The 26,240-nt window shown below is 40.7% G+C and carries 21 protein-coding genes, 1 tRNA gene and 1 other annotated feature; of the genes, 20 read left to right on the top strand and 2 right to left on the bottom strand.

Going from position 1 to position 26,240, the window contains the following annotated elements; all coding sequences use genetic code 11:
* Positions 1 to 151: 151 nt before the first annotated feature.
* The 11 genes from CCK98_RS25580 to yihA all read left to right on the top strand — a co-directional run bounded on the left by CCK98_RS25580 (position 152) and on the right by yihA (position 12,860).
* On the top strand, positions 152 to 1,204 hold the full coding sequence (locus tag CCK98_RS25580; RefSeq protein ID WP_088089174.1) for a GerMN domain-containing protein: 1,053 nt from the start codon (positions 152 to 154) through the stop codon (positions 1,202 to 1,204).
* 133 nt (positions 1,205 to 1,337) lie between these two features.
* Complete coding sequence (gene rph / locus CCK98_RS25575) at positions 1,338 to 2,093, top strand: ribonuclease PH (RefSeq protein WP_088089173.1); 756 nt, start codon at positions 1,338 to 1,340, stop codon at positions 2,091 to 2,093.
* Positions 2,094 to 2,106: 13 nt separating this feature from the next.
* A complete protein-coding gene (locus CCK98_RS25570; protein WP_088089172.1) occupies positions 2,107 to 2,715 on the top strand; it encodes an XTP/dITP diphosphatase in 609 nt (202 codons plus the stop codon).
* Entirely contained in the window at positions 2,715 to 3,230 is a 516-nt protein-coding gene (locus CCK98_RS25565) for a metallophosphoesterase family protein (protein WP_088089171.1), read from the top strand. The genes CCK98_RS25570 and CCK98_RS25565 overlap by 1 nt, the downstream gene beginning before the upstream one ends.
* Before the next feature lie 110 nt (positions 3,231 to 3,340).
* A tRNA-Arg gene (locus CCK98_RS25560) sits at positions 3,341 to 3,414 on the top strand.
* Positions 3,415 to 3,747: 333 nt separating this feature from the next.
* The gene (locus CCK98_RS25555; protein WP_088089170.1) at positions 3,748 to 4,797 is read left to right on the top strand and encodes a tetratricopeptide repeat protein; all 1,050 of its coding nucleotides are present in this window, start codon (positions 3,748 to 3,750) and stop codon (positions 4,795 to 4,797) included.
* A 158-nt stretch (positions 4,798 to 4,955) separates the two neighbouring features.
* Complete coding sequence (tig, locus tag CCK98_RS25550) at positions 4,956 to 6,233, top strand: trigger factor (protein ID WP_088089169.1); 1,278 nt, start codon at positions 4,956 to 4,958, stop codon at positions 6,231 to 6,233.
* Between the two features lie 397 nt (positions 6,234 to 6,630).
* Entirely contained in the window at positions 6,631 to 7,890 is a 1,260-nt protein-coding gene (clpX, locus tag CCK98_RS25545; protein WP_088089168.1) for an ATP-dependent protease ATP-binding subunit ClpX, read from the top strand.
* 150 nt (positions 7,891 to 8,040) lie between these two features.
* Positions 8,041 to 9,708 (top strand): ATP-dependent protease LonB, encoded by a 1,668-nt coding sequence (lonB, locus tag CCK98_RS25540; RefSeq protein ID WP_088089167.1) that lies wholly within the window; start codon positions 8,041 to 8,043, stop codon positions 9,706 to 9,708.
* A gap of 246 nt (positions 9,709 to 9,954) precedes the next feature.
* On the top strand, positions 9,955 to 12,282 hold the full coding sequence (gene lon, locus CCK98_RS25535; protein WP_088089166.1) for an endopeptidase La: 2,328 nt from the start codon (positions 9,955 to 9,957) through the stop codon (positions 12,280 to 12,282).
* A complete protein-coding gene (gene yihA / locus CCK98_RS25530) occupies positions 12,279 to 12,860 on the top strand; it encodes a ribosome biogenesis GTP-binding protein YihA/YsxC (protein WP_088089165.1) in 582 nt (193 codons plus the stop codon). Before lon ends, yihA begins: the two co-directional genes overlap by 4 nt.
* Positions 12,861 to 12,891: 31 nt before the next feature.
* Here yihA and CCK98_RS25525 read toward each other — a convergent pair whose 3' ends face one another.
* Positions 12,892 to 13,380: a LiaI-LiaF-like domain-containing protein gene (locus CCK98_RS25525; RefSeq protein WP_088089164.1), complete on the bottom strand. Its 489-nt coding sequence runs from the start codon at positions 13,378 to 13,380 to the stop codon at positions 12,892 to 12,894.
* A 276-nt stretch (positions 13,381 to 13,656) separates the two neighbouring features.
* Between CCK98_RS25525 and hemA the strand changes: the two genes are divergently transcribed.
* The 8 genes from hemA to ysxE all read left to right on the top strand — a co-directional run bounded on the left by hemA (position 13,657) and on the right by ysxE (position 22,707).
* Complete coding sequence (hemA, locus tag CCK98_RS25520) at positions 13,657 to 15,000, top strand: glutamyl-tRNA reductase (RefSeq protein WP_088089163.1); 1,344 nt, start codon at positions 13,657 to 13,659, stop codon at positions 14,998 to 15,000.
* 12 nt (positions 15,001 to 15,012) lie between these two features.
* Positions 15,013 to 15,846, top strand: a complete 834-nt coding sequence (locus CCK98_RS25515; protein ID WP_088089162.1) for an inner membrane protein YpjD — start codon at positions 15,013 to 15,015, stop codon at positions 15,844 to 15,846.
* A 25-nt stretch (positions 15,847 to 15,871) separates the two neighbouring features.
* Positions 15,872 to 16,807, top strand: coding sequence for a hydroxymethylbilane synthase (gene hemC / locus CCK98_RS25510; protein ID WP_088089161.1), 936 nt, complete (start codon positions 15,872 to 15,874; stop codon positions 16,805 to 16,807).
* Positions 16,804 to 17,586: a uroporphyrinogen-III synthase gene (locus CCK98_RS25505; RefSeq protein WP_088089160.1), complete on the top strand. Its 783-nt coding sequence runs from the start codon at positions 16,804 to 16,806 to the stop codon at positions 17,584 to 17,586. Before hemC ends, CCK98_RS25505 begins: the two co-directional genes overlap by 4 nt.
* Positions 17,587 to 17,589: 3 nt before the next feature.
* Positions 17,590 to 18,570 (top strand): porphobilinogen synthase, encoded by a 981-nt coding sequence (gene hemB, locus CCK98_RS25500; RefSeq protein WP_088089159.1) that lies wholly within the window; start codon positions 17,590 to 17,592, stop codon positions 18,568 to 18,570.
* A gap of 19 nt (positions 18,571 to 18,589) precedes the next feature.
* Entirely contained in the window at positions 18,590 to 19,876 is a 1,287-nt protein-coding gene (gene hemL, locus CCK98_RS25495) for a glutamate-1-semialdehyde 2,1-aminomutase (protein WP_088089158.1), read from the top strand.
* Between the two features lie 429 nt (positions 19,877 to 20,305).
* Entirely contained in the window at positions 20,306 to 21,535 is a 1,230-nt protein-coding gene (gene spoVID, locus CCK98_RS25485) for a stage VI sporulation protein D (protein ID WP_256942461.1), read from the top strand.
* A gap of 125 nt (positions 21,536 to 21,660) precedes the next feature.
* Positions 21,661 to 22,707 carry a spore coat protein YsxE gene (gene ysxE, locus CCK98_RS25480; protein ID WP_088089155.1) on the top strand — a complete coding sequence of 349 codons (1,047 nt, stop codon included), beginning with the start codon at positions 21,661 to 21,663 and terminating at the stop codon, positions 22,705 to 22,707.
* A 20-nt stretch (positions 22,708 to 22,727) separates the two neighbouring features.
* Here ysxE and CCK98_RS25475 read toward each other — a convergent pair whose 3' ends face one another.
* Positions 22,728 to 22,919 carry a hypothetical protein gene (locus CCK98_RS25475; RefSeq protein ID WP_088089154.1) on the bottom strand — a complete coding sequence of 64 codons (192 nt, stop codon included), beginning with the start codon at positions 22,917 to 22,919 and terminating at the stop codon, positions 22,728 to 22,730.
* Positions 22,920 to 23,084: 165 nt separating this feature from the next.
* Positions 23,085 to 23,320 (top strand) — a binding site (T-box leader).
* 203 nt (positions 23,321 to 23,523) lie between these two features.
* Here CCK98_RS25475 and CCK98_RS25470 point away from each other — a divergent pair.
* Positions 23,524 to 26,166 (top strand): valine--tRNA ligase, encoded by a 2,643-nt coding sequence (locus CCK98_RS25470; protein ID WP_088089153.1) that lies wholly within the window; start codon positions 23,524 to 23,526, stop codon positions 26,164 to 26,166.
* Positions 26,167 to 26,240: the final 74 nt, after the last annotated feature.

Below are 26,240 nucleotides of genomic sequence, written 5' to 3'. Positions count from 1 at the left end.
GTGGTGCCTGACACCATTTTTACCATTTTTACCATTTTTACCATTTATTTTATTTTTTAAAATATTGTTCTATTTTTCTTGTGTAAGTCGGTCTAATTTCTCTCTAGGCTCGTATACATGTTAGTACAAACTGTCTTAGGGGGAAATAGTTATGTCTAAAAATAAAGCAAAGATCCTTATGTCGACTGTGCTTACTTCAACAGTTCTACTGTCAGGTTGTGGATTATTAGGGTCGGAAACACAAAAGAAAATTGATCCACCAAAGAGTACGACGATTGCAGAAAAAACAACCAGTAAGGAACCGACGGCTAAAGAAACGGCTAAGCAAGAAAACACAGTCAAAACGGAGCTTTATCTGGTTGATAAAGATGGCTATGTTGTACCGCAAACATTGGACCTACCGAAAACAACATCAGTTGCTAAACAGGCCCTTGAATATTTAGTGGCGAATGGACCTGTTACAGATCAACTACCAAATGATTTTCGAGCAGTCCTCCCAGAGGATACGGATCTGTCTGTGAATATTGATAAAGATGGCGTCGCCACGGTTAATTTTTCAAAAGAGTTTAAGAATTACCAAGCTGAAGATGAGATGAAGATCCTCCAATCGGTCACTTGGACGCTGACTCAGTTTGATAATGTTAAAACCGTTAAGCTAAAAATGAACGGTCATGATTTAACGGAAATGCCTGTTAATGGAACACCAATAAGTGAAAACCTCTCAAGAGCCACCGGTATCAACTATGATACAGCGGATGTAACTGATATCACCAATACCAAACCAGTAACTGTCTATTTTATTGGTGGTGAAGAAGGTTCCTACTATTATGTACCTGTGACGCGCCGGGTTAGCAACACTGAGAAAGATCCCTATGTAGCTGTCGTCAATGAATTAATAAAAGGACCTAGTGAGAAATCACCACTGGTATCTGAATTTATGTCAGATGTTAAACTCCTAGAGGCGCCAAAGTACGAGGACGGACAAGTAACCTTGAACTTTGATGAGAATATTTTTGGCAGCTTTGAAGAAAAGGAAATATCACAAAATTTACTAGATGCACTCGTGCTTTCCTTAACGGAACAAGAGGGTGTTGAAAAAGTAGCTGTTCAAGTAAATGGCAAGGCAGACATCAAAAATGACAGTGGCAAAAAATTAACTGAACCAGTAACTCGACCAGAAAAAGTCAATACAGGTAGTTTTTAAAAAAAAATATTTGTTATACTATATAGTGACCAAGAAAGAGGTTGGCTTTAAGCCCGCCTCTTCTTTATTTGGTATAAGTAAAATTCATGTACCAATTTAAAAATGCTTTTCAAAGTTGAAGGAGGTAGTATTTGTGCGTTTTGATGGAAGAGAGCCGCTCCAACTAAGGCCCATACATATTGAACCAAATTATTTAATGCACCCTGAAGGTTCTGTCCTAATTTCTGTTGGTAATACGAAAGTAATTTGTGCTGCAAGTATTGAAGAGAGAGTTCCTCATTTTATGAGAGGGGAAGGCAAAGGCTGGATTACTGCCGAGTATTCGATGCTGCCAAGGGCGACAGAAACAAGAAATATTCGCGAATCATCAAAAGGGAAGGTCTCTGGCCGGACAATGGAAATTCAACGATTAATCGGGCGTGCCCTTAGAGCAGTTGTCGATTTAGGGGCGTTAGGTGAAAAAACCGTTTGGATCGATTGTGACGTGATCCAAGCGGATGGCGGGACACGCACAGCCTCGATCACCGGTGCATTTGTGGCGATGACCCTCGCTTTAAATTCTTTAGCAGAGAAAAAGTCGTTTGCAAGGTTTCCAATTACGAATTATTTAGCGGCAACAAGTGTGGGGATTTTACAAAATAACCAAACTGTTCTTGACTTAAATTATGCCGAAGATTCTAATGCACAGGTCGATATGAATGTGGTCATGACTGGAACTGGCGAATTTGTTGAACTGCAGGGAACGGGCGAGGAATCAACATTCTCCTACGAGCAGCTTCAAGGTCTGCTTAGTGCTGCTCAAACTGGGCTTACGGACCTATTTGAACGACAAAAAGAGGTTCTAGGTGAAGAGATTACCCGAAAAATAGAATCACGAAGACAAAAATAAGGGGCGATTGTGAGTGAAAGAAGTTATTATTGCGACGAAAAATCCTGGAAAGGCGAGGGAATTTGAGCATATCTTTGCATCAAGAGGGATCGAAGTCCGAACCTTGCTTGATTTTCCTGAAATCCCGGACGTAGACGAAACGGGCTCAACCTTTGAAGAAAATGCGATCTTGAAGGCGGAAGCTGTCTCCCAAGCACTTGGTAAAATGGTGATTGGCGACGATTCTGGCTTAATGGTGGACGCGCTTGAAGGAAGACCAGGAATCTATTCAGCACGCTATGCTGGGGAACAAAAAAATGACCAGAACAATACAGATAAAGTCATGTCAGAATTAAAAGGACTTCCTCAGGAAAAGCGTTCCGCACGATTTTACTGTGCTTTAGCTGTCGCAGTTCCAGGTCAAGAAACCATAACGGTGTCAGGCACCTGTGAAGGTCGTATTCTTGAAGAACAAAGAGGTACCAATGGATTTGGCTATGATCCTGTTTTTTATGTGCTTGAGAAAGGTCTAGCCATGGCCGAATTATCATCAGATGAAAAAAATAAAATCAGCCATCGTGCGAATGCGTTGAAGAAGCTCGATGTGGTCTTGGATTCTATTTTAGAAAGAGCGGAGAAGTAATGAGCAAGGTTTTAGTGGTTAGTGATAGCCATGGGTTGACGAAAGAACTCAATGTTTTAAGAGAAAGGCATTCTGAAGATGTTGATTTAATGATTCATTGTGGCGATTCGGAATTGATGCCTGATGATCAAGCGATATCTGGTTATATAACGGTAAGGGGAAATTGTGATTTCGGCAGCGGATATCCTTTAGAGACAATAGTCGAGGCGGCGGGGAAGAAATTCTTCGTTACTCATGGGCATCTTTATTCAGTAAAATCTTCTTTGATGAATATTAAATATAAAGCACAGGAAGTAAACGCCGATATCGTCTGTTTTGGCCACTCGCATGTCCTTGGTGCGGAAGTGATAGATGGTACCTTATTTTTAAATCCAGGTAGCATTCGTTTGCCAAGGGAACGCTTAGAAAAAACCTATGTTATTCTTGATTTGCAGGATGAGAAAGTTAAGATGTCAGTGTTTGAAGCGGATGGACGGGAAATTCCAGAGCTTGCCCGTGAATTTGCCCTTCGATAAATGAGAGGGAGATTTCCTCTCCCTTTTATTTTTTTAAAAAAATAATAGAAAGTCTGTTGACTTTTTGTTATTACGGTAATATAATAAATCTTGTCTTAAACAACTTATATGTCCCAGTAGCTCAGCTGGATAGAGCAACGCCCTTCTAAGGCGTGGGTCGGGAGTTCGAATCTCTCCTGGGACGCTATACTACATAGTAGAAAAAAACTCACTTTTATAAGTGAGTTTTTTTCTGTTTATTAGTTGTTAAAACAAAATTTATAGTTCTATATGACCGTAAAGTGTTGCAGCTATGTTTACGGTCACTTAAAGGAGCTCTATGTGACCGTAAAGGTGATGGGACTTAGATTCCGGTCACATAAAGGGGCTCTATGTAACCGTAAGGGTGATGAGACCAAGTTTAAGGTCACGTATATTCAAATTCAACGAATAGAAATCAGTCACCATTGCTGGTGAGTTTTTTTTGCCCTCTATTTATGCTAAACTATTTTCCAAGACTATCATAAGGACGGATTTTATGAAAAAACGGGAACCTGTGAAAAGAATAGATAATGTGATCTTTTTTCCCGGACTTGAAAAAAGATTAACTGACAAAGGTCTGGAAAACCTTGAAAAGAAAAAATTCAACGAAGCGATAAACCTTTTGGAAGAAGCCAGAGAACATGATCCTGACAATGACGAAATCTTGATTGGTTTGGTTCTGGCTTATTTTGAAGCATCTTCTTTTCAAAAAGCAAAAGCACTTGCCAAAGAAATGCTTCATAAAGGAATTGGGGACTATTTGCAAATGGTCGATCTCTATTTGACGGTCCTGATCCAGCTTCATGAATACCAGGAAATTGTAGCAACAATTGAAGTCTTATTAGAAGAAAAAGAGATTCCGCCTGAAAAATATGACCACTTTTTAACCATCCTGCAATTCAGCCGGAGAATGGCAGAAAACCGTCAACCAGACCCAGATCCAGACACAGAATCAAATACATATGACATCACCCCTGAGAAAACAAACGTTTATGAACTAAACCTTTTTTCGATTGATAATCTAAACGAACAAATGCTCCTCGTTTCGAGCTTAGCTGAGAAAAACATTCGCCCCTACCTCCCTGAGATTGCCGAATATTTAGCAGCAGAAGCAGGTCATCCATTCCTTAAAACAATCCTGTTATCTCTTTTAAAAGAACAGGAAATTGATAGAGAATTATCTGTCGTGAAATTTGAGATGGAGAAAAAAGTTATTCCAACACATCTTCCAGAAGTTAGGGAAGAACCAAGATTGAAAGAGGTAAAGGCCTTATTAGAGGCTCGATTGGAAAGTGAAAATCCCGTTCTTTTTGAAAACAGCTTCAGAATGGCAGAGCGAAATTTTTTTATAAGCTATCCTCTCGAATTGCAGCCGAAAAGCACTGCTGCTTGGGCTGCAGCTTTTCACCACTTGGCCGAATATTACCTTGGCATGGACACAGAGCTACATTACTTGTCCGGAGAATATGAAGTTCAAGTGGAGGAAATAGAAGAAGCTATCGCGATGATTGAGGTAATTGAGAAAATTTCTTATCCTAATATATAGGCTTCGCTGTTGAAAGAAAACAAACCTATGTTATAATGTAGTGGTTGCATTGTGTAAAAAACACATTTAAAAGAAGGATAATAGCTTGATGGACAAGTTATTTCCAAACTCAAATTCGTTACGAATGATATGAGAATAGATTGTTGGAGGGAAAATGTATGTCAACAAAATGGGAAAAATTAGAAGGTAACCGTGGCGTTCTTACGGTTGAAGTAAGTGCGGAAAAAGTAAATGAAGGACTAACTGCGGCTTTTAACAAAGTTGTTAAGCAAGTAAATGTTCCAGGCTTCCGTAAAGGAAAAATGCCTCGTCAAATGTTTGAAAAGCGTTTTGGTGTAGAATCACTTTATCAAGATGCATTAGATATTCTTCTTCCAGAAGCATACGGAAGTGCAATTGACGAAACAGGCATCGAGCCAATCGACCGTCCAGATATCGACATCGAGCAAATGGAAAAAGGCAAAGAACTTATCTTCAAAGCTACTGTTCAAGTAAAGCCTGAAGTAACATTAGGCGAATACAAAGGCTTAGAAGTAGAAGCACTCGATACAAACGTTACTGACGAAGACGTTGCTAACGAACTAAAAACTCTTCAAGAGCGTCAAGCTGAGCTTGTAGTTAAAGAAGAAGGCACAATTGAAAATGGTGATACTGTAGTTCTAGATTTCGAAGGATTCGTTGATGGCGAAGCGTTCGAAGGTGGAAAAGCTGAAAACCATTCACTTGAAATTGGTTCAGGATCTTTCATCCCTGGCTTTGAAGAGCAATTAGTAGGTTTAGCTACTGGCGAATCTAAAGACGTGGAAGTAACATTCCCTGAAGAATATCATGCAGCTGAGCTTGCTGGTAAACCTGCAGTATTCAAAGTAACGATTCATGAGATTAAAGGTAAAGAACTTCCTGCATTAGATGACGAGTTTGCTAAAGATGTGGATGATGAAGTTGAAACATTAGACGCACTTAAAGAGAAAATCAAAACTCGTTTAGAAAACAGCAAAAAGCACGAAGCTGAGCATCATTTACGTGATACAGTTGTTGAAAAAGCTGCTGCAAATGCAGAAGTGGAAATTCCAGATGTAATGGTCAACAGCGAAGTAAATCGTATGCTTCAAGAATTCGAACAACGCTTACAAATGCAAGGTATGAACCTTGAACTTTACTTCCAATTCTCAGGTCAAGACGAAAATGCTTTACGTGAGCAAATGAAAGAAGAAGCTGTAATTCGCGTTCGTACGAACTTAACATTAGAAGCGATTGCTAAGGCTGAAAACCTTGAAGTAACTGACGAAGAAGTTGATGCAGAACTTGAGAATATGGCTGGAATGTACAACATGACCGTTGATAGCATTAAACAAGCATTAGGCGGACTTGAAGGTATCAAATCAGACCTTAAACTTAAAAAAGCAGTTGACTTTATTGTTGAAAACAAGAAGTAATGTTTAAAATATTGCAAGGCACGATTTGAATCGTGCCTTGTTTTATACATTTTTCAATTACATATTATAATAAGAAGTGGGAACATTTTTAACAATGGGCAGGAAAACAAGTTAGACATAGCGAATAAACAATAAATAATTTCCAGACAGGTTTGAGATTTATTTTCCTCATATTGGTTAAGATTAATGAGTACATAAGTTTTTAAAATGAATCACACTTTACAAAATGAGAGTTCTGAAAAACATATTTACCCTAAGCTTTTTATTTCCAGTCCATTGGCTTTATGTGTTACAATGCTTCATACATACTATTCAATTATTAGAAAAAGACTCGAATTTTGGTTGTGTGATTCGCAAGAACCACTAGGATTTTAACACGTTTTAAGGGGTGAAAGGATTGTTTAAATTTAATGATGAAAAAGGACAATTAAAGTGTTCCTTCTGTGGTAAAACGCAGGACCAAGTTCGTAAACTGGTTGCCGGGCCAGGAGTTTACATATGTGACGAATGTATTGAACTTTGCACCGAAATCGTTGAGGAAGAACTTGGAACAGAAGAAGAAGTAGAATTTAAAGATGTACCAAAGCCAAAAGAAATTTGTGAAATTCTTGATGAATATGTTATTGGTCAAGATCAAGCAAAGAAGTCTCTTTCTGTTGCAGTTTACAATCACTATAAGCGCATCAATTCTAATAGCAAAATAGATGATGTTGAGCTTGCAAAGAGTAATATTTGTATGATTGGACCAACAGGAAGCGGTAAAACTTTACTAGCCCAAACACTGGCACGTATTCTGAATGTACCTTTTGCGATTGCGGATGCAACTTCCCTTACCGAAGCTGGATATGTTGGGGAAGATGTTGAAAACATTTTATTAAAATTAATTCAATCTGCTGATTATGATGTTGAAAAAGCAGAAAAAGGAATTATTTATATTGATGAAATTGATAAGATCGCACGTAAATCCGAAAATCCTTCGATTACAAGGGATGTTTCTGGTGAAGGTGTTCAACAAGCATTATTAAAAATTCTTGAAGGTACGGTTGCAAGTGTTCCACCACAAGGGGGAAGAAAACACCCGCATCAAGAATTTATCCAAATCGATACAACGAATATTCTATTTATCTGCGGCGGAGCATTTGACGGGATTGAACCGATTATTAAGCGTCGTTTAGGCCAAAAAGTAATTGGTTTTGGTTCAGATATTAAGCAGCAGGAAGTGGGACAGAAAGAACTTCTTTCAAAAGTATTACCTGAAGACTTATTACGTTTTGGATTAATTCCTGAATTTATTGGGCGTCTTCCTGTAATCGCAAGTCTTGAGCAATTAGACGAAGCAGCATTAATTGAAATTTTAACTAAGCCAAAAAATGCGCTTGTTAAACAATATCAAAAAATGCTTGAAATCGACGAGGTTGAACTTCAATTTGAAGAAGGCGCATTGACTGAAATTGCCAAAAAGGCAATTGAACGCAAAACCGGCGCCCGTGGTTTACGTTCGATTATTGAAGGAATTATGCTCGATGTTATGTTTGACCTTCCTTCACGTGATGACATTACAAAGTGTGTCATTACTAAAGAAACGGTCATTAACAATAGTGTTCCAAAACTTCTTTTGGAAGATGGAACTGTTGTTGCTGAAGAAAAATCTGCATAAAATTATCGAAGACTCGGCTTAGGCCGGGTCTTTTCTAGTTATATCGTCTCTCCGAACAGTTTCTTACAATTTGTGGTTTATTCCACCCGCCTGCAGGAAATACTTATTAATATATATTTAGTAATAAGTTGAAATGCAGGAGGGAAATGTATGAGTTGGACGGGGATTGCCTTATTTATACAGCTATTTTTCGGAATCATCATTGGGCTGTATTTTTGGAATTTGCTGAGGAATCAGCGGACACAAAAAGTATCCATTGATCGGGAATCCCGGAAGGAAATGGAGCAGCTTCGCAAAATGAGATCCATTTCACTTACAGAACCATTAGCTGAAAAAGTTCGGCCTACAAGCTTTCAAGACATTGTCGGCCAAGAAGATGGAATCAAATCATTAAAAGCAGCACTATGTGGACCAAACCCGCAGCATGTGATCATTTATGGACCGCCAGGAATTGGAAAAACAGCAGCTGCACGCCTCGTATTAGAAGAAGCGAAAAAAAATCGTAAATCACCATTTAAACCTGAATCTGTGTTTATCGAACTAGACGCAACAACGGCACGATTTGATGAAAGAGGTATAGCCGACCCCTTAATTGGTTCCGTTCATGACCCAATCTATCAAGGTGCTGGAGCCATGGGACAAGCAGGAATTCCACAGCCGAAGCAAGGGGCAGTTACCAACGCCCATGGCGGTGTCTTGTTTATCGATGAAATCGGAGAATTACATCCGATTCAAATGAATAAGCTGTTAAAAGTATTAGAGGATCGCAAGGTCTTCCTGGAAAGTGCGTATTACCACGAAGAAAATAACCAAATCCCAACGCATATCCATGATATTTTTAAAAATGGACTTCCAGCTGATTTTCGTTTAATCGGCGCGACAACAAGAACGCCGAGTGAAATCCCGCCTGCGATTCGATCGCGCTGTATGGAGGTATTCTTTAGGGACTTAAATCAGGAAGAAATTGTGGAAATTGCCAATAATGCCGCGAAAAAAGTTAACCTTCAAATAAGCGAACTTGGTGTGAATACCATCGCAAACTATGCAAGAAATGGCCGTGAAACGGTGAATTTGATTCAAATCGCGGCAGGATTAGCGATTACGGAAGACCGTAATTTTATCAAGGATGAAGATATTGAGTGGGTCATTCATGCTAGTCAAATGTCACCAAGAATGGAAAGAAGGATTAATGATATTTCTCATGTCGGACTTATCAATGGACTGGCAGTCTATGGTCCGAATTCAGGTGCATTACTAGAAATAGAAGTGACTGTGATCCCAGCAAAAGATAAAGGATCGATCAATATTACTGGAATCGTAGATGAAGAAAGTATTGGCGGACAAGGGAAATCGATTCGTCGGAAGAGTATGGCTCGCGGTTCGATTGAAAACGTTATTACTGTTTTACGATCAATGGGTGTACCAGCAAATGACTATGATATCCATGTGAATTTCCCAGGTGGTGTTCCCATTGATGGACCATCCGCCGGAATCGCAATGGCGACGGGGATTTATTCCGCTATTTATAAAATTCCAATCGATAACACCGTGGCAATGACAGGAGAAATAAGCATTCATGGAAATGTAAAGCCGATTGGCGGTGTCTATCCAAAGGTGAAGGCTGCGAAAAAAGCAGGAGTAAAAACGGTGATCATCCCAGAAGAAAACATGCAGACAATCCTTAAAGAAATTGACGGGATCAATATTATTCCCGTTACCCATCTACACGAAGTATTTGAGATTGCCCTAGTAAATGACTATCAGAAAATGGATGCAATCCCTGCATCGATTGAACTATCAAAAAAAGAAAGTATCTAACGAAAAACTTCGGTTTGTGGTTCAATAGGCAAACCGAAGTTTTTTATTGCATATTATTTCATGTGAGAATTCTAACAGGAACAGAGAAAGAATTCTTTATGTTTGGGGAAAATAAAGTCATGCTGAAAATGAGGTTTCATACACCTTCTCTAAAAATAGACACTTAAAAATAAATAGGATAGAATTGTACAAAGACCATTCTGATTTTACAGTAAAAAAATGATTTGCATGTGGAGGTGCAGTATTTTGACGAAAAGGAACGAATTGATCGTCCCCCTCCTGCCGCTTCGAGGATTGCTCGTCTATCCGACTATGGTCCTTCATTTAGATGTAGGACGTGAACGATCAGTACAAGCACTTGAAAAAGCAATGGTAGATGACCATTTAATATTCTTAACCACTCAAAAGGAAGTTTCGATTGATGACCCTTCTGAGGAGGATTTATACACGATTGGAACGTTAACGAAAGTTAAACAAATGCTTAAACTGCCAAACGGTACGATAAGAGTATTGGTTGAAGGATTAAATCGCGGGGAAATCGTTTCATTTCATGATGAAGAAGACCACTATGCTGTAACGATTATTACCCACGAAGACTCGGATACGAAAGATGTCGAAGACCAAGCCTTAATGAGAACGATGCTTGATTATTTCGAGCAATACATAAAATTATCGAAAAAAATCTCTGCAGAAACTTATGCTTCCGTTGCAGATATTGAAGAACCTGGCAGAATGGCGGATATCATCTCCTCCCATTTACCAATCAAGCTGAAGGAAAAGCAAGAAATCCTTGAAACGACAGATATTAAAGAACGAGTAAACAAAGTAATTGACACCATTCATAACGAAAAAGAAGTCCTGAATTTAGAAAAAAAGATTGGTCAGCGTGTCAAGCGTTCCATGGAAAGGACGCAAAAGGAGTATTATTTGCGTGAGCAAATGAAGGCGATCCAAAAGGAATTAGGCGATAAGGAAGGCAAAACTGGCGAAATTGCCGAACTGACCAAAAAAGTGGAGCAAGCAGGTATGCCCGAACATGTCCTTAAAGCCGCACAAAAGGAACTTGAACGTTATGAAAAGGTGCCGGCCAGTTCAGCAGAAAGTGCCGTTATTCGCAACTATATCGACTGGCTTATTTCCATCCCATGGTCGAATAAAACAGAGGATGACATTGATATTCTCCGGGCTGAAAAGATTTTAAATCAGGACCATTACGGACTTGAAAAAGTGAAGGAACGCGTCCTCGAATATTTAGCTGTTCAGAAGCTGACGAATTCGTTAAAAGGGCCAATCCTTTGTCTTGCAGGACCTCCTGGGGTTGGGAAAACAAGCCTTGCACGTTCGATTGCGACATCGCTCAATCGAAATTTTGTCCGCGTTTCACTTGGCGGCGTGCGCGATGAATCAGAAGTTCGTGGACATCGCAGAACCTATGTTGGGGCAATGCCAGGGCGAATCATCCAAGGAATGAAAAAAGCGGGTACAATTAACCCGGTCTTTTTACTCGATGAAATCGATAAAATGTCAAGTGATTTCCGTGGCGATCCATCAAGCGCCATGCTTGAAGTACTCGATCCTGAACAAAATAGTAACTTTAGCGACCATTATATAGAAGAAACCTATGATCTTTCCAAGGTTATGTTTATTGCGACTGCCAATAACCTATCAACGATTCCTGGTCCGCTTTTGGACCGAATGGAAATTATCACGATTGCGGGCTACACGGAGCTTGAAAAAGTCCATATTTGCCGGGATCATTTACTTCCAAAGCAGATTAAAGAAAATGGTCTTTCCAAAGGTATTCTTAAGGTCCGCGATGATGCGATTCTAAAAGTTGTTCGTTACTACACACGTGAAGCAGGGGTTCGAAGTTTAGAGCGTCAGATGGCAACACTTTGCCGGAAAACGGCAAAAATCATTGTTTCCGGTGAAAAGAAGCGTGTGATCATTACCGAAAAGAATATTGAAGAGTTTTTAGGAAAAACAAGATTCCACTATGGGATGGCCGAGGCCGAAGATCAGGTCGGAGTGGCAACTGGGTTAGCCTATACAACGGTGGGTGGAGACACTCTTCAGATTGAAGTTTCCTTAGCACCAGGTAAAGGGAAACTTGTGTTAACCGGAAAGCTTGGCGACGTAATGAAGGAATCAGCACAAGCGGCGTTTAGCTATATCCGATCCAAAGCCAAGGAACTAGGGATTGATGAGGATTTCCATGAAAAATATGATATCCACATTCACGTTCCAGAAGGTGCTGTTCCTAAGGATGGACCATCGGCCGGTATTACCATGGCAACGGCACTTGTATCAGCCTTGTCGGGCAGAGCCATTCGCCGAGAAGTAGGAATGACCGGAGAGATTACTTTAAGAGGCAGAGTTCTTCCAATTGGCGGCTTAAAAGAAAAAACACTTAGTGCCCATCGAGCGGGCTTAACAAAAATTATTCTTCCAAAGGATAATGAAAAAGATATTGATGATATTCCTGAAAGCGTTAGGAATGAACTGGATTTTGTCCTCGTTTCCCATGTGGACGAAGTCTTGAAGCATGCCCTGTTGGAAGGTGAAGTGAAATGAAGGTAGTCAGCTCAGAGATTGTCATCAGTGCAGTAAAGCCAGAACAATACCCGGAAACAGATTTACCTGAATTTGCGCTTGCAGGTCGTTCCAATGTCGGTAAGTCTTCTTTTATCAATAAAATGCTGAACCGAAAAGGTTTGGCGAGAATATCCTCCAAGCCAGGAAAAACACAAACGCTTAATTTCTATTTAATTAACGAAATGCTGCATTTTGTCGATGTTCCTGGTTATGGATACGCAAAGGTTTCAAAAACTGAACGGGCCGCATGGGGAAGAATGATTGAAACGTATTTTACATCGCGGGAGCAATTAAAAGCGGCGGTTCAAATCGTTGATCTTAGACATCCACCCTCAAAGGATGATGTCATGATGTATGATTTCTTAAAGCATCACGAAATTCCCTGTGTCATCATTGCTACCAAGGCAGATAAAATCCCTAAAGGGAAATGGCAAAAGCATTTAAAAATAGTAAGAGAAACCTTAGACCTTGATAAAAATGACCAAATGGTTCTTTTCTCATCGGAAACTGGTTTAGGAAAAGACGAGGCATGGTCTGTTCTACAGAGTTTCATGTAAAAAATAAACGCCTGGGCATAAGCGCCAGGCGTTATTTTTTCTTCTTTAGGAGAAAATAAAAACCAACCACAATAAGTAGAGCGGGCCAAAATTTCCACACAAAACTCATTCCGTTTTGAAGTAAATCGAAATAGGCAGTAATTTTATCATAAAATAAGAGAAGGATAGCTAAAATAAGAAAGAGAAATGCTTGGAATAATCCAGAATTCGTCTTTTGAAATCGTAGAAAAAATCCGATTGAAATGATTAAAATTAACATACCAATATTGTTGCTAGGCCAAAAGGACACCTTACCGACAAGATGGAAGTGAAGTCCAAATCCAGCCATAATGACCCCAGGAAGAATTGCCTCAAACTCTTTAGCAGAATACCCTTGACCTAAAAAGGCAATTCCAACAATCATAAGTAAGGTCGGCCATGTGAAAAATTGTTGGAAAATAGTGATCCCTGATTGCTGCAATAAGAAGTAAGCTCCAAAGCCTATAAGAATGATCCCAGGAAAAATTCGTTGATTCTTCATTAAAAACACCGCTTCCAGTAAGGTTCACTTGAATATCGTCCATTTTTTTGGTACTGTACATAAGAAAGTATTTTAATTAAATATTTATGGGTATTAAGAAAGTCTAAAGGAAACTTTGCTAATATGGCCCTATCGGGAAGATCTTTACTCGACTTTACTTAAATATATTACCATATAGTTTCGTTTTCTGTTCACATTTTTCGAGCAAAAGTCGAAATTGCTCATGATATAATCATACTAGTTAAGTTGCAATATCTATTGGGGGTGTCCTTACAAATGCATACATTAGTGATCGGTATTAACTATAAAACTGCCCCTGTGGAAATTCGTGAGCGGTTGTCATTTAATGAAGCCGATCTTGCGGAGGCCATAAAAAAATTAAATACAAAAAAAAGCATCCTAGAAAATATTATCTTGTCTACATGTAATCGTACGGAAATTTATGCGGTTGTGGATCAATTACATACAGGCCGCTATTATATTAAAGAATTTCTGTCAGAATGGTTCGGGATAGAACAAAAAGAATTTTCTCCGTTTTTATTTGTGTATGAAGACGATGGCGCAGTGGATCATTTATTTAACGTTACCTGTGGACTTAATTCCATGGTTTTAGGAGAAACACAAATCCTTGGCCAGGTTCGTACGAGCTTTATGCTAGCGCAGGAAGTTGGAACTACGGGGACCGTATTTAACCACTTATTTAAACAAGCAATTACCGTTGCCAAACGCGCACATTCAGAAACGGATATTGGTGCTAATGCTGTATCTGTCAGCTATGCAGCAGTGGAATTGGCGAAGAAGATTTTTGGTTCACTTGCCAATAAACATGTGTTAATTTTTGGCGCAGGAAAAATGGGTGAATTAGCTGCCCAAAACCTGAACGGTAATGGTGTGAAGAAAGTTACAGTTATAAATCGGACCTATGAAAAAGCACAAGACTTAGCTAATCGTTTCAGCGGCAAAGCAAGAACCATAGCTGAATTAGAGAAATCATTGGCGGAAGCTGATATTCTGATCAGTTCAACCGGTGCAAAAGACTTTGTTATTTCAAAAGAAATGATGGTCAAGGTCGAGAAAAAACGCAAGGGTAAGCCGTTATTTATGGTGGACATTGCTGTACCACGCGACTTGGATCCTAGAATATCTGAACTTGAAAATGTCTTTTTATACGATATCGACGATTTAGAGGGGATTGTTGAGGCTAACCTGCAAGAACGTAAGAAGGCGGCTGAAAAAATCATGCTCATGATTGAAAAAGAAATCGTAGAGTTCAAGCAATGGCTAGGAATGCTAGGGGTTATCCCGGTTATCTCGGCGCTTAGAGAAAAAGCACATGTAATCCAATCGGAAACCATGGTTAGTTTGGAGAGAAAGCTGCCAAATTTATCAGAGCGTGATCTAAAAGTGTTAAATAAACATACAAAAAGTATCATCAACCAGCTCTTAAAAGACCCTATATTACAAGCGAAAGAATTGGCTGCGCGACCAGATGCAAATCAAGCAATGGATCTTTTCATGAAGATCTTTAATATTGAAGAGCTTGTTGAGGAACAACATTCGAAAGCAGCCGAAACCAATCAAATACCGGTTACAATACCGCAGGCTTCCTTTCAGTCATAAGGGGTACGTTCTATGTTTAATGTCTTTATGACAAGGCTTCATGAATTAACCGTTGTTCTATATGCCTTCAGTGTGTTGTTATATTTTTTCGATTTTCTACATCATAACCGGAAGGCAAACCGTATTGCTTTCTGGTTACTTGCATTTGTATGGGTTTTGCAAACCGTCTTTCTCGGAATCTATATGTATAAAACAGGCAGATTCCCTGTGTTAACTATTTTCGAGGGACTCTATTTTTATGCCTGGATATTAGTCACATTGTCAATTGGTATAAATCATTTATTACGAGTCGATTTTATCGTCTTTTTCACGAATATACTTGGCTTTACGGTCATGGCGATTCATACATTTGCCCCGATGCAATATAGTTCGCATATCATGGCGAAGCAGCTTGTTTCTGAACTGCTTTTGATTCATATTACGATGGCGATCCTCTCATATGGGGCCTTTTCATTATCATTCGTTTTTTCTGCATTATATCTGCTTCAATATGATTTATTAAAAAGGAAAAAATGGGGAACCAGACTCATACGACTGGCTGACTTAGATAAGCTTGAAAAATCATCCTACATATTGGCCGTAATCGGTGTTCCGATGCTTCTGCTCAGTCTCATATTAGGATTGCAGTGGGCCTTTCTTAAGGTACCCGGAATGCCATGGTATGATATGAAAATCATCGGCTCATTTCTGTTATTAACCGTCTATAGTATTCTTTTATATCTTCGTATTGTGAAAAATCTATCGGGAAGAAAATTAGCGATTTGGAATACAGCTGCCTTTTTAATTGTTTTAATTAACTTTTTCTTATTTGGTCAATTATCATCTTTTCATTTATGGTATGCGTAGCGCATAACCTCAGGAGGTCGCAATCATGAGAAAAATAATTGTAGGTTCTAGACGAAGCAAATTGGCATTAACACAAACCAATTGGGTGATGGACCAGCTAAAAAAGTTGGACCCTCGCTTTGATTTTGAAGTAAAAGAAATCGTCACAAAAGGGGATCAAATCCTTGACGTTACCCTTTCGAAAGTTGGCGGCAAAGGACTTTTTGTAAAAGAAATTGAGCAAGCAATGCTTGATAAAGAGATTGATATGGCCGTTCATAGTATGAAAGACATGCCAGCTGTCTTACCAGAAGGACTTACAATTGGCTGCATTCCTTTTCGTGAGGACCACCGTGATGCGCTCATTTCAAGAGGTCATGTAAAATTAAAAGATTTAAAACCAGGTGCTATTATCGGGACAAGCAGTCTTCGCCGTAGTGCACAGCTATTAGCAGCCCGTCCAGATTTAGAGATTAAATGGATCCGAGGGAATGTGGATACAAGATTAGCAAAATTAGAAACAGAAGAATACGATGCGATTATTTTAGCCGCAGCTGGCCTTTACCGTCTTGGCTGGGCTTCTGACGTAGTCACCGAATTCCTCGATGCCGATCTATGCATTCCTGCTGTCGGTCAAGGGGCATTGTCAATCGAATGCCGTGAAGATGATAAAGAACTTCTCGAACTCTTTGAAAAATTCACTTGCAAGAAAACGGAAAGAGCAGTTCGTGCAGAGCGTGCCTTCCTTCAAAAAATGGAAGGCGGGTGTCAGGTACCAATTGCTGGCTTCGCCTATGTAGCTGAAAATGATGAAATTGTCCTAAATGTTTTAGTTGCTTCACCAGAAGGACATGAAATCATTAAAGAAGAAGTTAGAGGACAAAATCCAGAAGAGCTTGGTGTTCAGGCAGCTGACTTATTAACTCAAAAAGGCGGGAAAGACCTAATTGATAAGGTAAAGCGGGAGCTCGAAGGTCAATGATCGAATCGTTACCTTTGCTTGATAAAACTGTTCTTATTCCAAGAGGAGAAAATCAAGCAAAATCCTTTTCACAACTTGTAGAAAGGTATGGAGGGATTCCAATCGAAATCCCTCTTATTGCCTTTCGTCCGATAGAAAAAAATCAGCGCCTTCACGAAGCTTTGCTGGTTCTTGATACATATGACTGGATTATTTTTACGAGTAACATAACCGTTGAAACCTTCTTTTCTTTTTTAAAAAAGGAAGGGGTTAGCAAAGCGTTTCCGAAAATCGCTGTTATTGGCAAAAAGACAGCAGAGGTTTTGATGGAAAGAGGGCTATCTCCAGAGTTCGTCCCGTCAGCTTATGTTGCGGAAACGTTTGTTGCGGAATTTATCCCATTGATTGATAGGGATTCACGGGTGCTCGTTCCAAAAGGAAACCTTGCCCGAGAATATATCGCCAGATCCTTAACAGGGGCCGGTGCCGTGGTCGATGAGGTTGTGATCTACGAAACCTATATGCCTGATGAAAGCCGCCTGAGGCTGGCTAATATGCTAGCAGATAACCAACTGGATATCCTCACGTTTACGAGCCCTTCAACGGTTGACCATCTAATGGATGTCGTGAAGGAGTATCGATTGGATGAGCAGCTGAAAAATTGCATCATTGGCTGTATCGGTCCGGTTACCGAGAAGAAATTACGTGCTTATGGATTAATGGTCCATGCCTCACCAAAAGAGTACACCGTAAAAGAAATGATTAACAGTACGATTGCCTATTTAGATATGGAGGAATAATAAATGGAACTTCAATTTAAACGTCATCGCCGCTTACGCTCAAGTGCGAGCATGCGCTCACTTGTTAGAGAAAATCACTTAAAAGCGGAGGACTTTATTTATCCGTTATTTATTTATGAAGGTGAGAATATTCGCAATGAGGTCTCATCCATGCCTGGTGTATACCAAGTATCGATGGATTATTTAGAAGCAGAAATGGAAGATATCGTTGCCCATGGCATTAAATCCGTTCTCCTATTTGGTATTCCAAAAACGAAAGATGCATGTGGTGAGCAAGCATTTCATGACCATGGGATTGTCCAGGTTGCGACCCGTTTTATCAAAGAAAAATTCCCAGAAATCATTGTCGTTGCTGATACATGTCTTTGTGAGTATACAAGCCATGGGCACTGCGGAGTAGTTGAAGGGGAGAAGGTTCTAAACGATGAATCACTTGAATTGCTTGTAAAAACTGCCGTGGCTCAAGCGAAAGCAGGTGCAGACATTATTGCGCCATCTAACATGATGGACGGCTTTGTTGCAGCGATCCGTGCGGGACTGGACGAAGCTGGCTTTACAGAGATTCCGATCATGTCTTATGCGGTAAAATATGCATCAGCATTCTACGGACCTTTCCGTGAAGCTGCTGAAGGCGCGCCGCAATTTGGCGATCGCAAGACCTATCAAATGGACCCTGCTAACCGGATGGAAGCCTTTAGAGAAGCAGAATCCGATGTGGAGGAAGGTGCCGACTTCTTAATCGTGAAGCCAGGTATGCCATACCTTGACATTGTTCGTGATATGAAAAATACCTTTAATTTACCGATTGTTATTTACAACGTAAGCGGAGAATATGCAATGGTTAAAGCCGCTGCCCAAAACGGCTGGATTGATGAGAAAAACACGGTTCTTGAAATGTTAATGGGTATGAAACGTGCAGGAGCTGACCTTATTATTACTTATGCTGCCAAAGATGCAGTTCGCTGGTTAAAAGAAGACCAATAATTTGAAAAGAGGGAACAGAATGCGTTCTTATACGAAGTCGATTGAAGCATTTAAAGAAGCCCAAACAATCATGCCTGGCGGAGTGAATAGCCCGGTTCGTGCTTTTAAATCCGTGAATATGGACCCGATTTTTATGGAAAGAGGAAAGGGTTCTAAAATTTATGATATAGATGGCAATGAATACATTGACTACGTTCTTTCATGGGGGCCGCTCATCCTCGGCCATACGAATGACCGTGTGGTAGAAGGCTTAAAAAAGGTTGCTGAACTTGGGACAAGTTTCGGTGCACCTACTTTAATGGAAAATAAACTAGCTAATCTTGTCATTGAACGGGTACCATCGATCGAAGTCATTCGGATGGTATCTTCAGGAACAGAAGCAACGATGAGTGCCCTTCGTTTAGCAAGAGGCTATACGGGCCGTAACAAGATTTTGAAATTTGAAGGCTGTTACCATGGTCATGGGGACTCCCTTTTGATTAAGGCGGGCTCAGGCGTGGCCACACTCGGTTTACCTGACAGCCCTGGAGTTCCAGAAGGCGTAGCGAAAAATACGATCACAGTGCCTTACAATGACCTTGAGAGCGTGAATTTTGCGTTCGAACAATTTGGCGACGATATCGCGTGTATTATCGTTGAACCCGTGGCCGGTAATATGGGACTAGTACCACCACTGCCAGGATTCTTAGAAGGTCTGCGTGAAGTTACTTCAGCTAACGGCGCATTGCTTATTTTTGATGAAGTAATGACTGGCTTCCGTGTAGGCTACAATTGTGCACAAGGCTATTTCAATATCACTCCTGATATTACATGTCTTGGTAAAGTAATCGGCGGCGGTCTTCCTGTTGGTGCTTACGGCGGTAAAGCGGAAATCATGCAGCAAATTGCTCCAAGCGGTCCAATTTATCAAGCAGGTACCCTGTCTGGTAACCCACTGGCAATGACCGCCGGCTATGAAACGTTAAGCCAATTAACACCATCTCATTATGAAGAGTTTATTCGTAAGGGCGACTTACTGGAAAAAGGCTTTAAGGCTGCAGCTGAAAAATATGATATTCCAATAACATTTAACCGTGCAGGTTCGATGATTGGTTTCTTCTTTACCAATGAAGCTGTCATTAATTATGAGGTAGCAAGATCATCCAATTTGGAATTCTTCGCAGCGTATTATCGCGAAATGGCACTTCAAGGAATCTTCTTGCCGCCTTCACAATTTGAAGGGTTGTTCTTATCTACGGAGCATTCCGATGAGGATATTGAAAAGACAATCCGTGCAGCGGAGATTGCATTCTCGAAGCTTAAATAAGATGGTTCCCGGCACCCACTTTTATGGTGGGTGTTTTTTTGTGTGGTTAGAAACTTAATAAGTTGAGCCAGTCCGGGGACTGGCTTTTATAGCATTCGAGGATAGTTCAAAAATGGGGTTTTGCGGAATAAGTCTGAGTTTGGCGGAATAAATGTAAGGGTTCGCGGAATTAGTCCGAGTTTAGCGGAATAAATATGAAATTCGGCGGAAATCCCACGCAACTTGGCGGAATCCACCCTATCCATACTCACCATCTCCAACCCCCAAACCCCAACCCCAACCCCAACCCCCAATCAGCTCCCACCCCTCATAAAAACTCCAATCCACCCCCAATTACCAAATATTACGATTCTTTTCCAGACGAAACTCTCTTTTTTATCATAAATAAAAGCCTTGGTTCATAGAGTGTAAGTGACATAGTGATTTTGAGTGAAGGAAACGAAAGGAGGAGTCGCTTTGTCTCAGGAGAATCAATCGTGCCTACGATTTTCTTTGGAGGAGTCATTGTGGTTTAGAAAAGGACAGGAAGTCGAAGAGCTTGTTTCCATTTCTCTAGACCCAGACATTACCATCCAAGAAAACGATCAGTACGTAACCATAAGAGGTTCGCTAGAACTCACAGGCGAATATAAAAGTTACGAACCTACCAATGAAAACGAAGATGAAGATGTAACATCGCAAAAGTTTGTGGAGAGGGTCGATGCACAAGAGGGAGGAACCTGTGAGTTTTCACATCGATTCCCTGTCGATATCACGATCCCCAATAATCGAATTCAAAGTATCTATGATATCGATGTCCTCGTCGAATCATTTGATTATTCGATCCCTGAGCGCAGCTGCCTCAAGCTAGCAGCTGAACTGACCATTAGCGGCTTATACGGAACTGAGCAAAAACAGAAGCAACAGCAACAACCGCAGGAAGAATTAGTTGAACTTGAGCTTATCCCTCGCTCTGAAATTGAGTTCTTTGAGGAAGATGCCGAGGATATTGAAGTCGAACTTTCATCAGTTCAGAGCAGTTACCAAGATAACTTCTTGTTTGAAGCTGAGGCAAGAAAACCACAAGAAGAAGAAGACGAGAGTGTGGAAATTTTATCGAAGTTTCCGACCTTCAATTATCAACCACAGGAAGACGATGAGGAAGAAGCTAACCAACCATCCTTGGATTTCGTAGAGGCAAGGAGTGAAGCCAGCCAATCAGCCTGGGAATTCGAAGAAACAAGAAGTGAATCCAGCCAACCTTCATGGAATTTCCAAGAAGCAAGAAGTGAAGCTAGCCAGCCAGCTGAGGCCATCCAGCCAGAAGTGGTTGAAGTAAACCCAGCGCCATCTCCAACTGTCCAGTTTGAAGAAGAAGTTCATCCAGCAGAGGAAAGCTCTTCCGCACATGAAGAAGCACCACCAAAGAATATTAAAAAGAAAAAACCGGCAAAAAAGAAAAGCATGACATTAACTGAATTTTTTGCTCGGAAGGATGAAAGTTCGGCCCAGGCGAAAGTAAAAGTTTGTATCGTTCAAAAGGGGGATACCGTTAACAGCGTGGCAGATCGATACGATGTTTCGGTACAAAACCTCATGCGCATCAACAATCTTGAACTCAGCCAAGATATATTTGAAGGTCAAGTATTATATATTCCCGGCAGCCTCACAAAAAAATAATTTTTAAAAGATGAGCGGGTTCCTTTGACCTGCTCACCTTCTTTTCATACACAGTCAAACTGCTCCAGTCCATACGCCGCTAAACGGGCGCTTCCGCTTTTAAAATGAAAGTGAGTTGAGTACTCTTGAGTAACCCGAATCTACTAAACACATTTGCTCCCATCTTAAGAAATTACCTTGTTGAGCCTCATTTTGTAGAGGATTTCGGCAGTGTTCAGAAGATTTATTCAAACAAAGGAACGTTTGCCTTAAAAAAAATAGACCCTGCAACGGGGACCGACTTCATTCGCCATGTTCATCTCCTATACCAAAAAGGGTATAATCGCATCGTTCCCATTTACCCTACGATGGACGGCAGGTATGCGGTCTTACACGAGAACAATCTTTATTACTTAATGCCGTGGATGTCGAATGAACAAAAGGAAGACCGGCAGCAAAAAGATCAACAACTTTTTCGTGAACTCGCTCGTCTTCATACCCTGTCCGCCAAAGAAATTACCTTGAACAAAGAAGAGCGGACCGAGCATTATGAAAAGACGATTCAACAGCATGAAAAACAACAGGCATTCCTTGATGGCTTCATCGACGAATGTGAAAAAAAGACATACATGTCGCCGTTTGAATTGTTATATTGCCTTTATTACAATGAAATCAGCCAGGCGCTCCGATTTTCGAAAACGAAATTTGAAGAATGGTATGAAAAAACGAAGGACGATGAAAAGGCCCGCATGGTTATAACTCACGGAAAATTGTCACCCGAGCATTTCTTGTATGATGATAAAGGGTATGGCTTTTTTATTAATTTTGAGAATGCGCACTACGGCTCACCGATTCACGATCTCCTTCCCTATTTATCACGTGCCTTAAATACCAACCCGAAGCGCAGCGACACAGCCATTGACTGGGTATACCACTACTTTAAATACTTTCCATTTAAAGCAGATGAAAAGCTATTATTCTACAGCTATTTAGCGCTTCCGATTCCAATCATCCAAGTGGCAGAAAGCTACTATCGAAAGTCGCGTCCAAAGAATGAATTAAAATATGTCCGTCAGCTGCAGCACCGCTACTGGCATTTGAAAAATTCCGAATATGTCGTCATGAGAATGACCGAAATGGATGCGCAGGCAGCCGCCGCCGCAGCAGCAAAAGAAGGAGCCCAGCCGCAGTAATCATCTGCAAAATGGGCTCCTTAAACGATTTCAAAATATAGTGACACGGCAATGGCAACAAAAACCGTTAATAATAAGATATCAAAAAACGTTGGAATGATGAGTGTTCGAATAAATTGGAAGATCACAAACGGAATAATTAACTGTGCGCAAACTCTCCGACAGGTTCTAAACCAGGGTAGGTATTTAAATTTTTGGAAATTTCTTTTCACCGACAACCCCCCCTTTACAAATCTGGCATATATTTTCTTTATGTATATTCCACAAGTGCGGAGAACTCTCCAAAAAAACGGCATATAGTATAAAAAATAAAAAAAGTGGTTATCATTATTGACGTCAAACCCTTTTTTTCGGTAGTATAACTATATAATTTAATTACATAAGCAAAGACAGGGAAGAGTACGATACAAACCTGCTTCAAGAGAGGGAAATCATTAGCTGGAAGATTTCCTAAGCAGCATATCGGAAGGTCACCCACGAGCTTCTTCTGCGAACGGATCTAAACATCCTATTAGTTGAAGACGGACTAAATCCGTTATCTACATAAGTGCCAATCCGTTTTTTGGATTGGAAAAAAGGTGGTACCGCGAAGCAAACTCCATTCGTCCTTTTATGACGAATGGGGTTTTTTATGTGGAAAAGGGGCGGAGCGGCGCAAAAACGAATCAGGATATCCAAACTTTGTGGAAAAATACATTTTACACACGAATTAAGTGAACACTGGCTCTGCTCACACTGCCTTTGTTTTGTTGGTTGGTGTGCTGCTCATCTGGTATCACTTTTCACGATTGGTTTATTTTAAGGAGGAATTTTACAATGGAAACAAAGGAACTAACAATGCCTACCAAATACGACCCACAAACGATTGAAAAAGGGCGTTATGAATGGTGGTTAAAAGGTAAATTTTTCGAAGCAAAAAACGATGAGGGCAAAGAGCCGTACACAGTTGTTATCCCGCCGCCGAACGTTACCGGGAAACTTCATTTAGGTCATGCCTGGGATACGACGCTTCAAGACATCGTGACCCGGATGAAGCGGATGCAAGGATTTGACGTTCTCTGGTTACCTGGAATGGACCATGCTGGGATTGCTACCCAAGCTAAAGTAGAAGAAAAACTTCGCAATGAAGGCAAAAGCCGCTACGATCTAGGAAGAGAAAAGTTCGTCGAGGAAACATGGAAGTGGAAGGAAGAGTATGCTTCTCATATCCGCCAGCAGTGGTCGAAACTGGGCTTAGGCCTTGATTACAGCCGCGAGCGTTTCACGCTGGATGCAGGCTTATCTGATGCCGTTAAAGAGGTTTTTGTTACCCTTTATAAAAAAGGTCTCATTTACCGCGGGGAATATATTATTAACTGGGATCCGTCCACAAAAACAGCTCTATCCGATATCGAAGTCATTTATAAAGATGTTCAAGGTGCTTTTTATCATATGAGTTATCCGCTTGCCGATGGTTCTGGACAGATTGAAGTGGCTACGACCCGTCCAGAAACGATGCTGGGTGATACCGCGGTTGCCGTTCATCCAGAAGACGACCGCTACAAGCACTTGATTGGTAAAACCGTCATTCTGCCAATCGTTGGCCGTGAAATTCCAATCGTTGGTGACGACTATGTGGATATGGAATTCGGATCTGGTGCAGTAAAAATTACGCCAGCCCATGACCCGAACGATTTTGAAGTGGGTAATCGTCATAATCTAGAGCGAGTTCTGGTAATGAACGAAGACGGCTCGATGAATGATAGAGCTGGCAAGTATAAAGGACTAGACCGTTTTGAATGCCGTAAGCAAATCGTTAAGGACTTGCAGGAACAAGGCGTTCTTTTCAAAATTGAAGAGCATCCGCATTCCGTAGGTCATTCGGAACGAAGCGGTGCCGTTGTTGAACCGTATCTTTCCACCCAGTGGTTTGTTAAAATGCAGCCGCTCGCAGATGAAGCAATTGCCCTACAAAGCAAAGAAGAAAAAGTAAACTTTGTTCCAGACCGGTTTGAAAAAACTTACCTCCGCTGGATGGAGAACATCCGCGACTGGTGTATTTCGAGACAGCTTTGGTGGGGGCACCGAATCCCAGCTTGGTATCACAAACAAACAGGTGAAGTATATGTTGGTACAGAAGCACCGGCAGACGCTGAGAACTGGGAGCAGGATAAAGACGTACTCGATACATGGTTCAGTTCCGCGCTATGGCCTTTTTCAACCATGGGTTGGCCTGACACAGAAGCATCTGATTTCAAGCGTTACTTCCCAACCGACGTGTTAGTAACAGGCTATGATATTATCTTCTTCTGGGTATCGAGAATGATTTTCCAAAGCATTGAGTTTACAGGCGAGCGTCCATTTAAAGATGTTCTCATCCACGGTCTCGTTCGTGACGAACAGGGACGGAAAATGAGTAAGTCGCTTGGTAACGGCGTCGATCCAATGGATGTCATCGAAAAATACGGTGCCGATGCACTACGATACTTCCTGTCAACTGGAAGTTCACCAGGTCAAGATTTACGTTTTAGCTTTGAAAAAGTAGAGTCAACTTGGAACTTTGCCAATAAAATTTGGAATGCCTCCCGTTTCGCGTTAATGAATATGGACGGTATGACCTACGAAGAGATTGATTTTAGCGGAGAAAAATCGGTTGCAGACAAGTGGATTTTAACACGATTAAATGAAACGATTGAACATGTAACAAGACTTTCAGATCGTTATGAATTTGGTGAAGTGGGCCGTGCGCTTTACAACTTTATCTGGGATGACTTCTGTGATTGGTATATTGAAATGGCGAAATTGCCGCTATATGGTGAAGATGAAGCAGCCAAGAAAACAACTCGTTCGATTCTGGCACATGTTTTAGATCAAACGATGCGTTTATTGCATCCATTCATGCCATTTATCACCGAGGAAATTTGGCAGAACCTTCCTCACCAAGGAGAATCAATTACAACAGCAGCATGGCCTGAAGTAAATCCAGCTCATTCTGATGACCAAGCAGCGCAAGAAATGAAACTGCTCGTCGAGATGATTCGCGCGGTTCGGAATATTCGTGCTGAAGTAAATACTCCAATGAGTAAGAAAATCAAAATGCTTGTCAAAGCAAAGGATGAAACGGTTCTCAAAGCAATCGAGAATAACCGCGGCTATATTGAACGCTTCTGTAATCCAGAAGAATTACAAATGGGCGTTGACCTTGAAACGCCTGAAAAAGCAATGACAGCCGTGATTACTGGATTAGAAATCATCCTGCCGCTTGAAGGTTTGATTAACATCGATGAAGAAATTGCTCGTCTCGAAAAAGAATTTGACCGCTTAAATAAAGAAGTGGAAAGAGTTCAGAAGAAATTAAGCAATGAAGGCTTCATGAAAAAGGCACCTGAAAGTGTTGTAGCCGAAGAACGTGCCAAGGAAGATGATTATCGCGAAAAAAGAGCGATTGTCGAAGCACGAATTAAAGAATTAAGAGGGTAATAATTAGTTTGGCGAGGCGAATTCTCTGAGGATTCGTCTCGCCTTATTACTTACCCTAAAAAAAACAATCATAA

Source organism: Bacillus sp. OV166, from assembly GCF_900177675.1.
In the GTDB taxonomy this organism is placed as follows: Bacteria; Bacillota; Bacilli; order Bacillales; family Cytobacillaceae; genus Neobacillus.
This window is presented reverse-complemented; position numbering and strand designations above follow the sequence as displayed.

Excerpts from the sequence above, each read along its gene's own strand:
- hemA (WP_088089163.1), top strand. The coding sequence starts at position 13,657 with ATGCATACATTAGTGATCGGTATTAACTATAAAACTGCCCCTGTGGAA.
- yihA (WP_088089165.1), top strand. The coding sequence starts at position 12,279 with ATGAAGGTAGTCAGCTCAGAGATTGTCATCAGTGCAGTAAAGCCAGAA.
- hemC (WP_088089161.1), top strand. The coding sequence starts at position 15,872 with ATGAGAAAAATAATTGTAGGTTCTAGACGAAGCAAATTGGCATTAACA.
- hemB (WP_088089159.1), top strand. The coding sequence starts at position 17,590 with ATGGAACTTCAATTTAAACGTCATCGCCGCTTACGCTCAAGTGCGAGC.
- lonB (WP_088089167.1), top strand. The coding sequence starts at position 8,041 with ATGAGTTGGACGGGGATTGCCTTATTTATACAGCTATTTTTCGGAATC.
- CCK98_RS25470 (WP_088089153.1), top strand. The coding sequence starts at position 23,524 with ATGGAAACAAAGGAACTAACAATGCCTACCAAATACGACCCACAAACG.
- CCK98_RS25525 (WP_088089164.1), bottom strand. The coding sequence starts at position 13,380 with ATGAAGAATCAACGAATTTTTCCTGGGATCATTCTTATAGGCTTTGGA.
- CCK98_RS25580 (WP_088089174.1), top strand. The coding sequence starts at position 152 with ATGTCTAAAAATAAAGCAAAGATCCTTATGTCGACTGTGCTTACTTCA.
- tig (WP_088089169.1), top strand. The coding sequence starts at position 4,956 with ATGTCAACAAAATGGGAAAAATTAGAAGGTAACCGTGGCGTTCTTACG.
- CCK98_RS25555 (WP_088089170.1), top strand. The coding sequence starts at position 3,748 with ATGAAAAAACGGGAACCTGTGAAAAGAATAGATAATGTGATCTTTTTT.
- CCK98_RS25515 (WP_088089162.1), top strand. The coding sequence starts at position 15,013 with ATGTTTAATGTCTTTATGACAAGGCTTCATGAATTAACCGTTGTTCTA.
- hemL (WP_088089158.1), top strand. The coding sequence starts at position 18,590 with ATGCGTTCTTATACGAAGTCGATTGAAGCATTTAAAGAAGCCCAAACA.
- CCK98_RS25505 (WP_088089160.1), top strand. The coding sequence starts at position 16,804 with ATGATCGAATCGTTACCTTTGCTTGATAAAACTGTTCTTATTCCAAGA.
- CCK98_RS25565 (WP_088089171.1), top strand. The coding sequence starts at position 2,715 with ATGAGCAAGGTTTTAGTGGTTAGTGATAGCCATGGGTTGACGAAAGAA.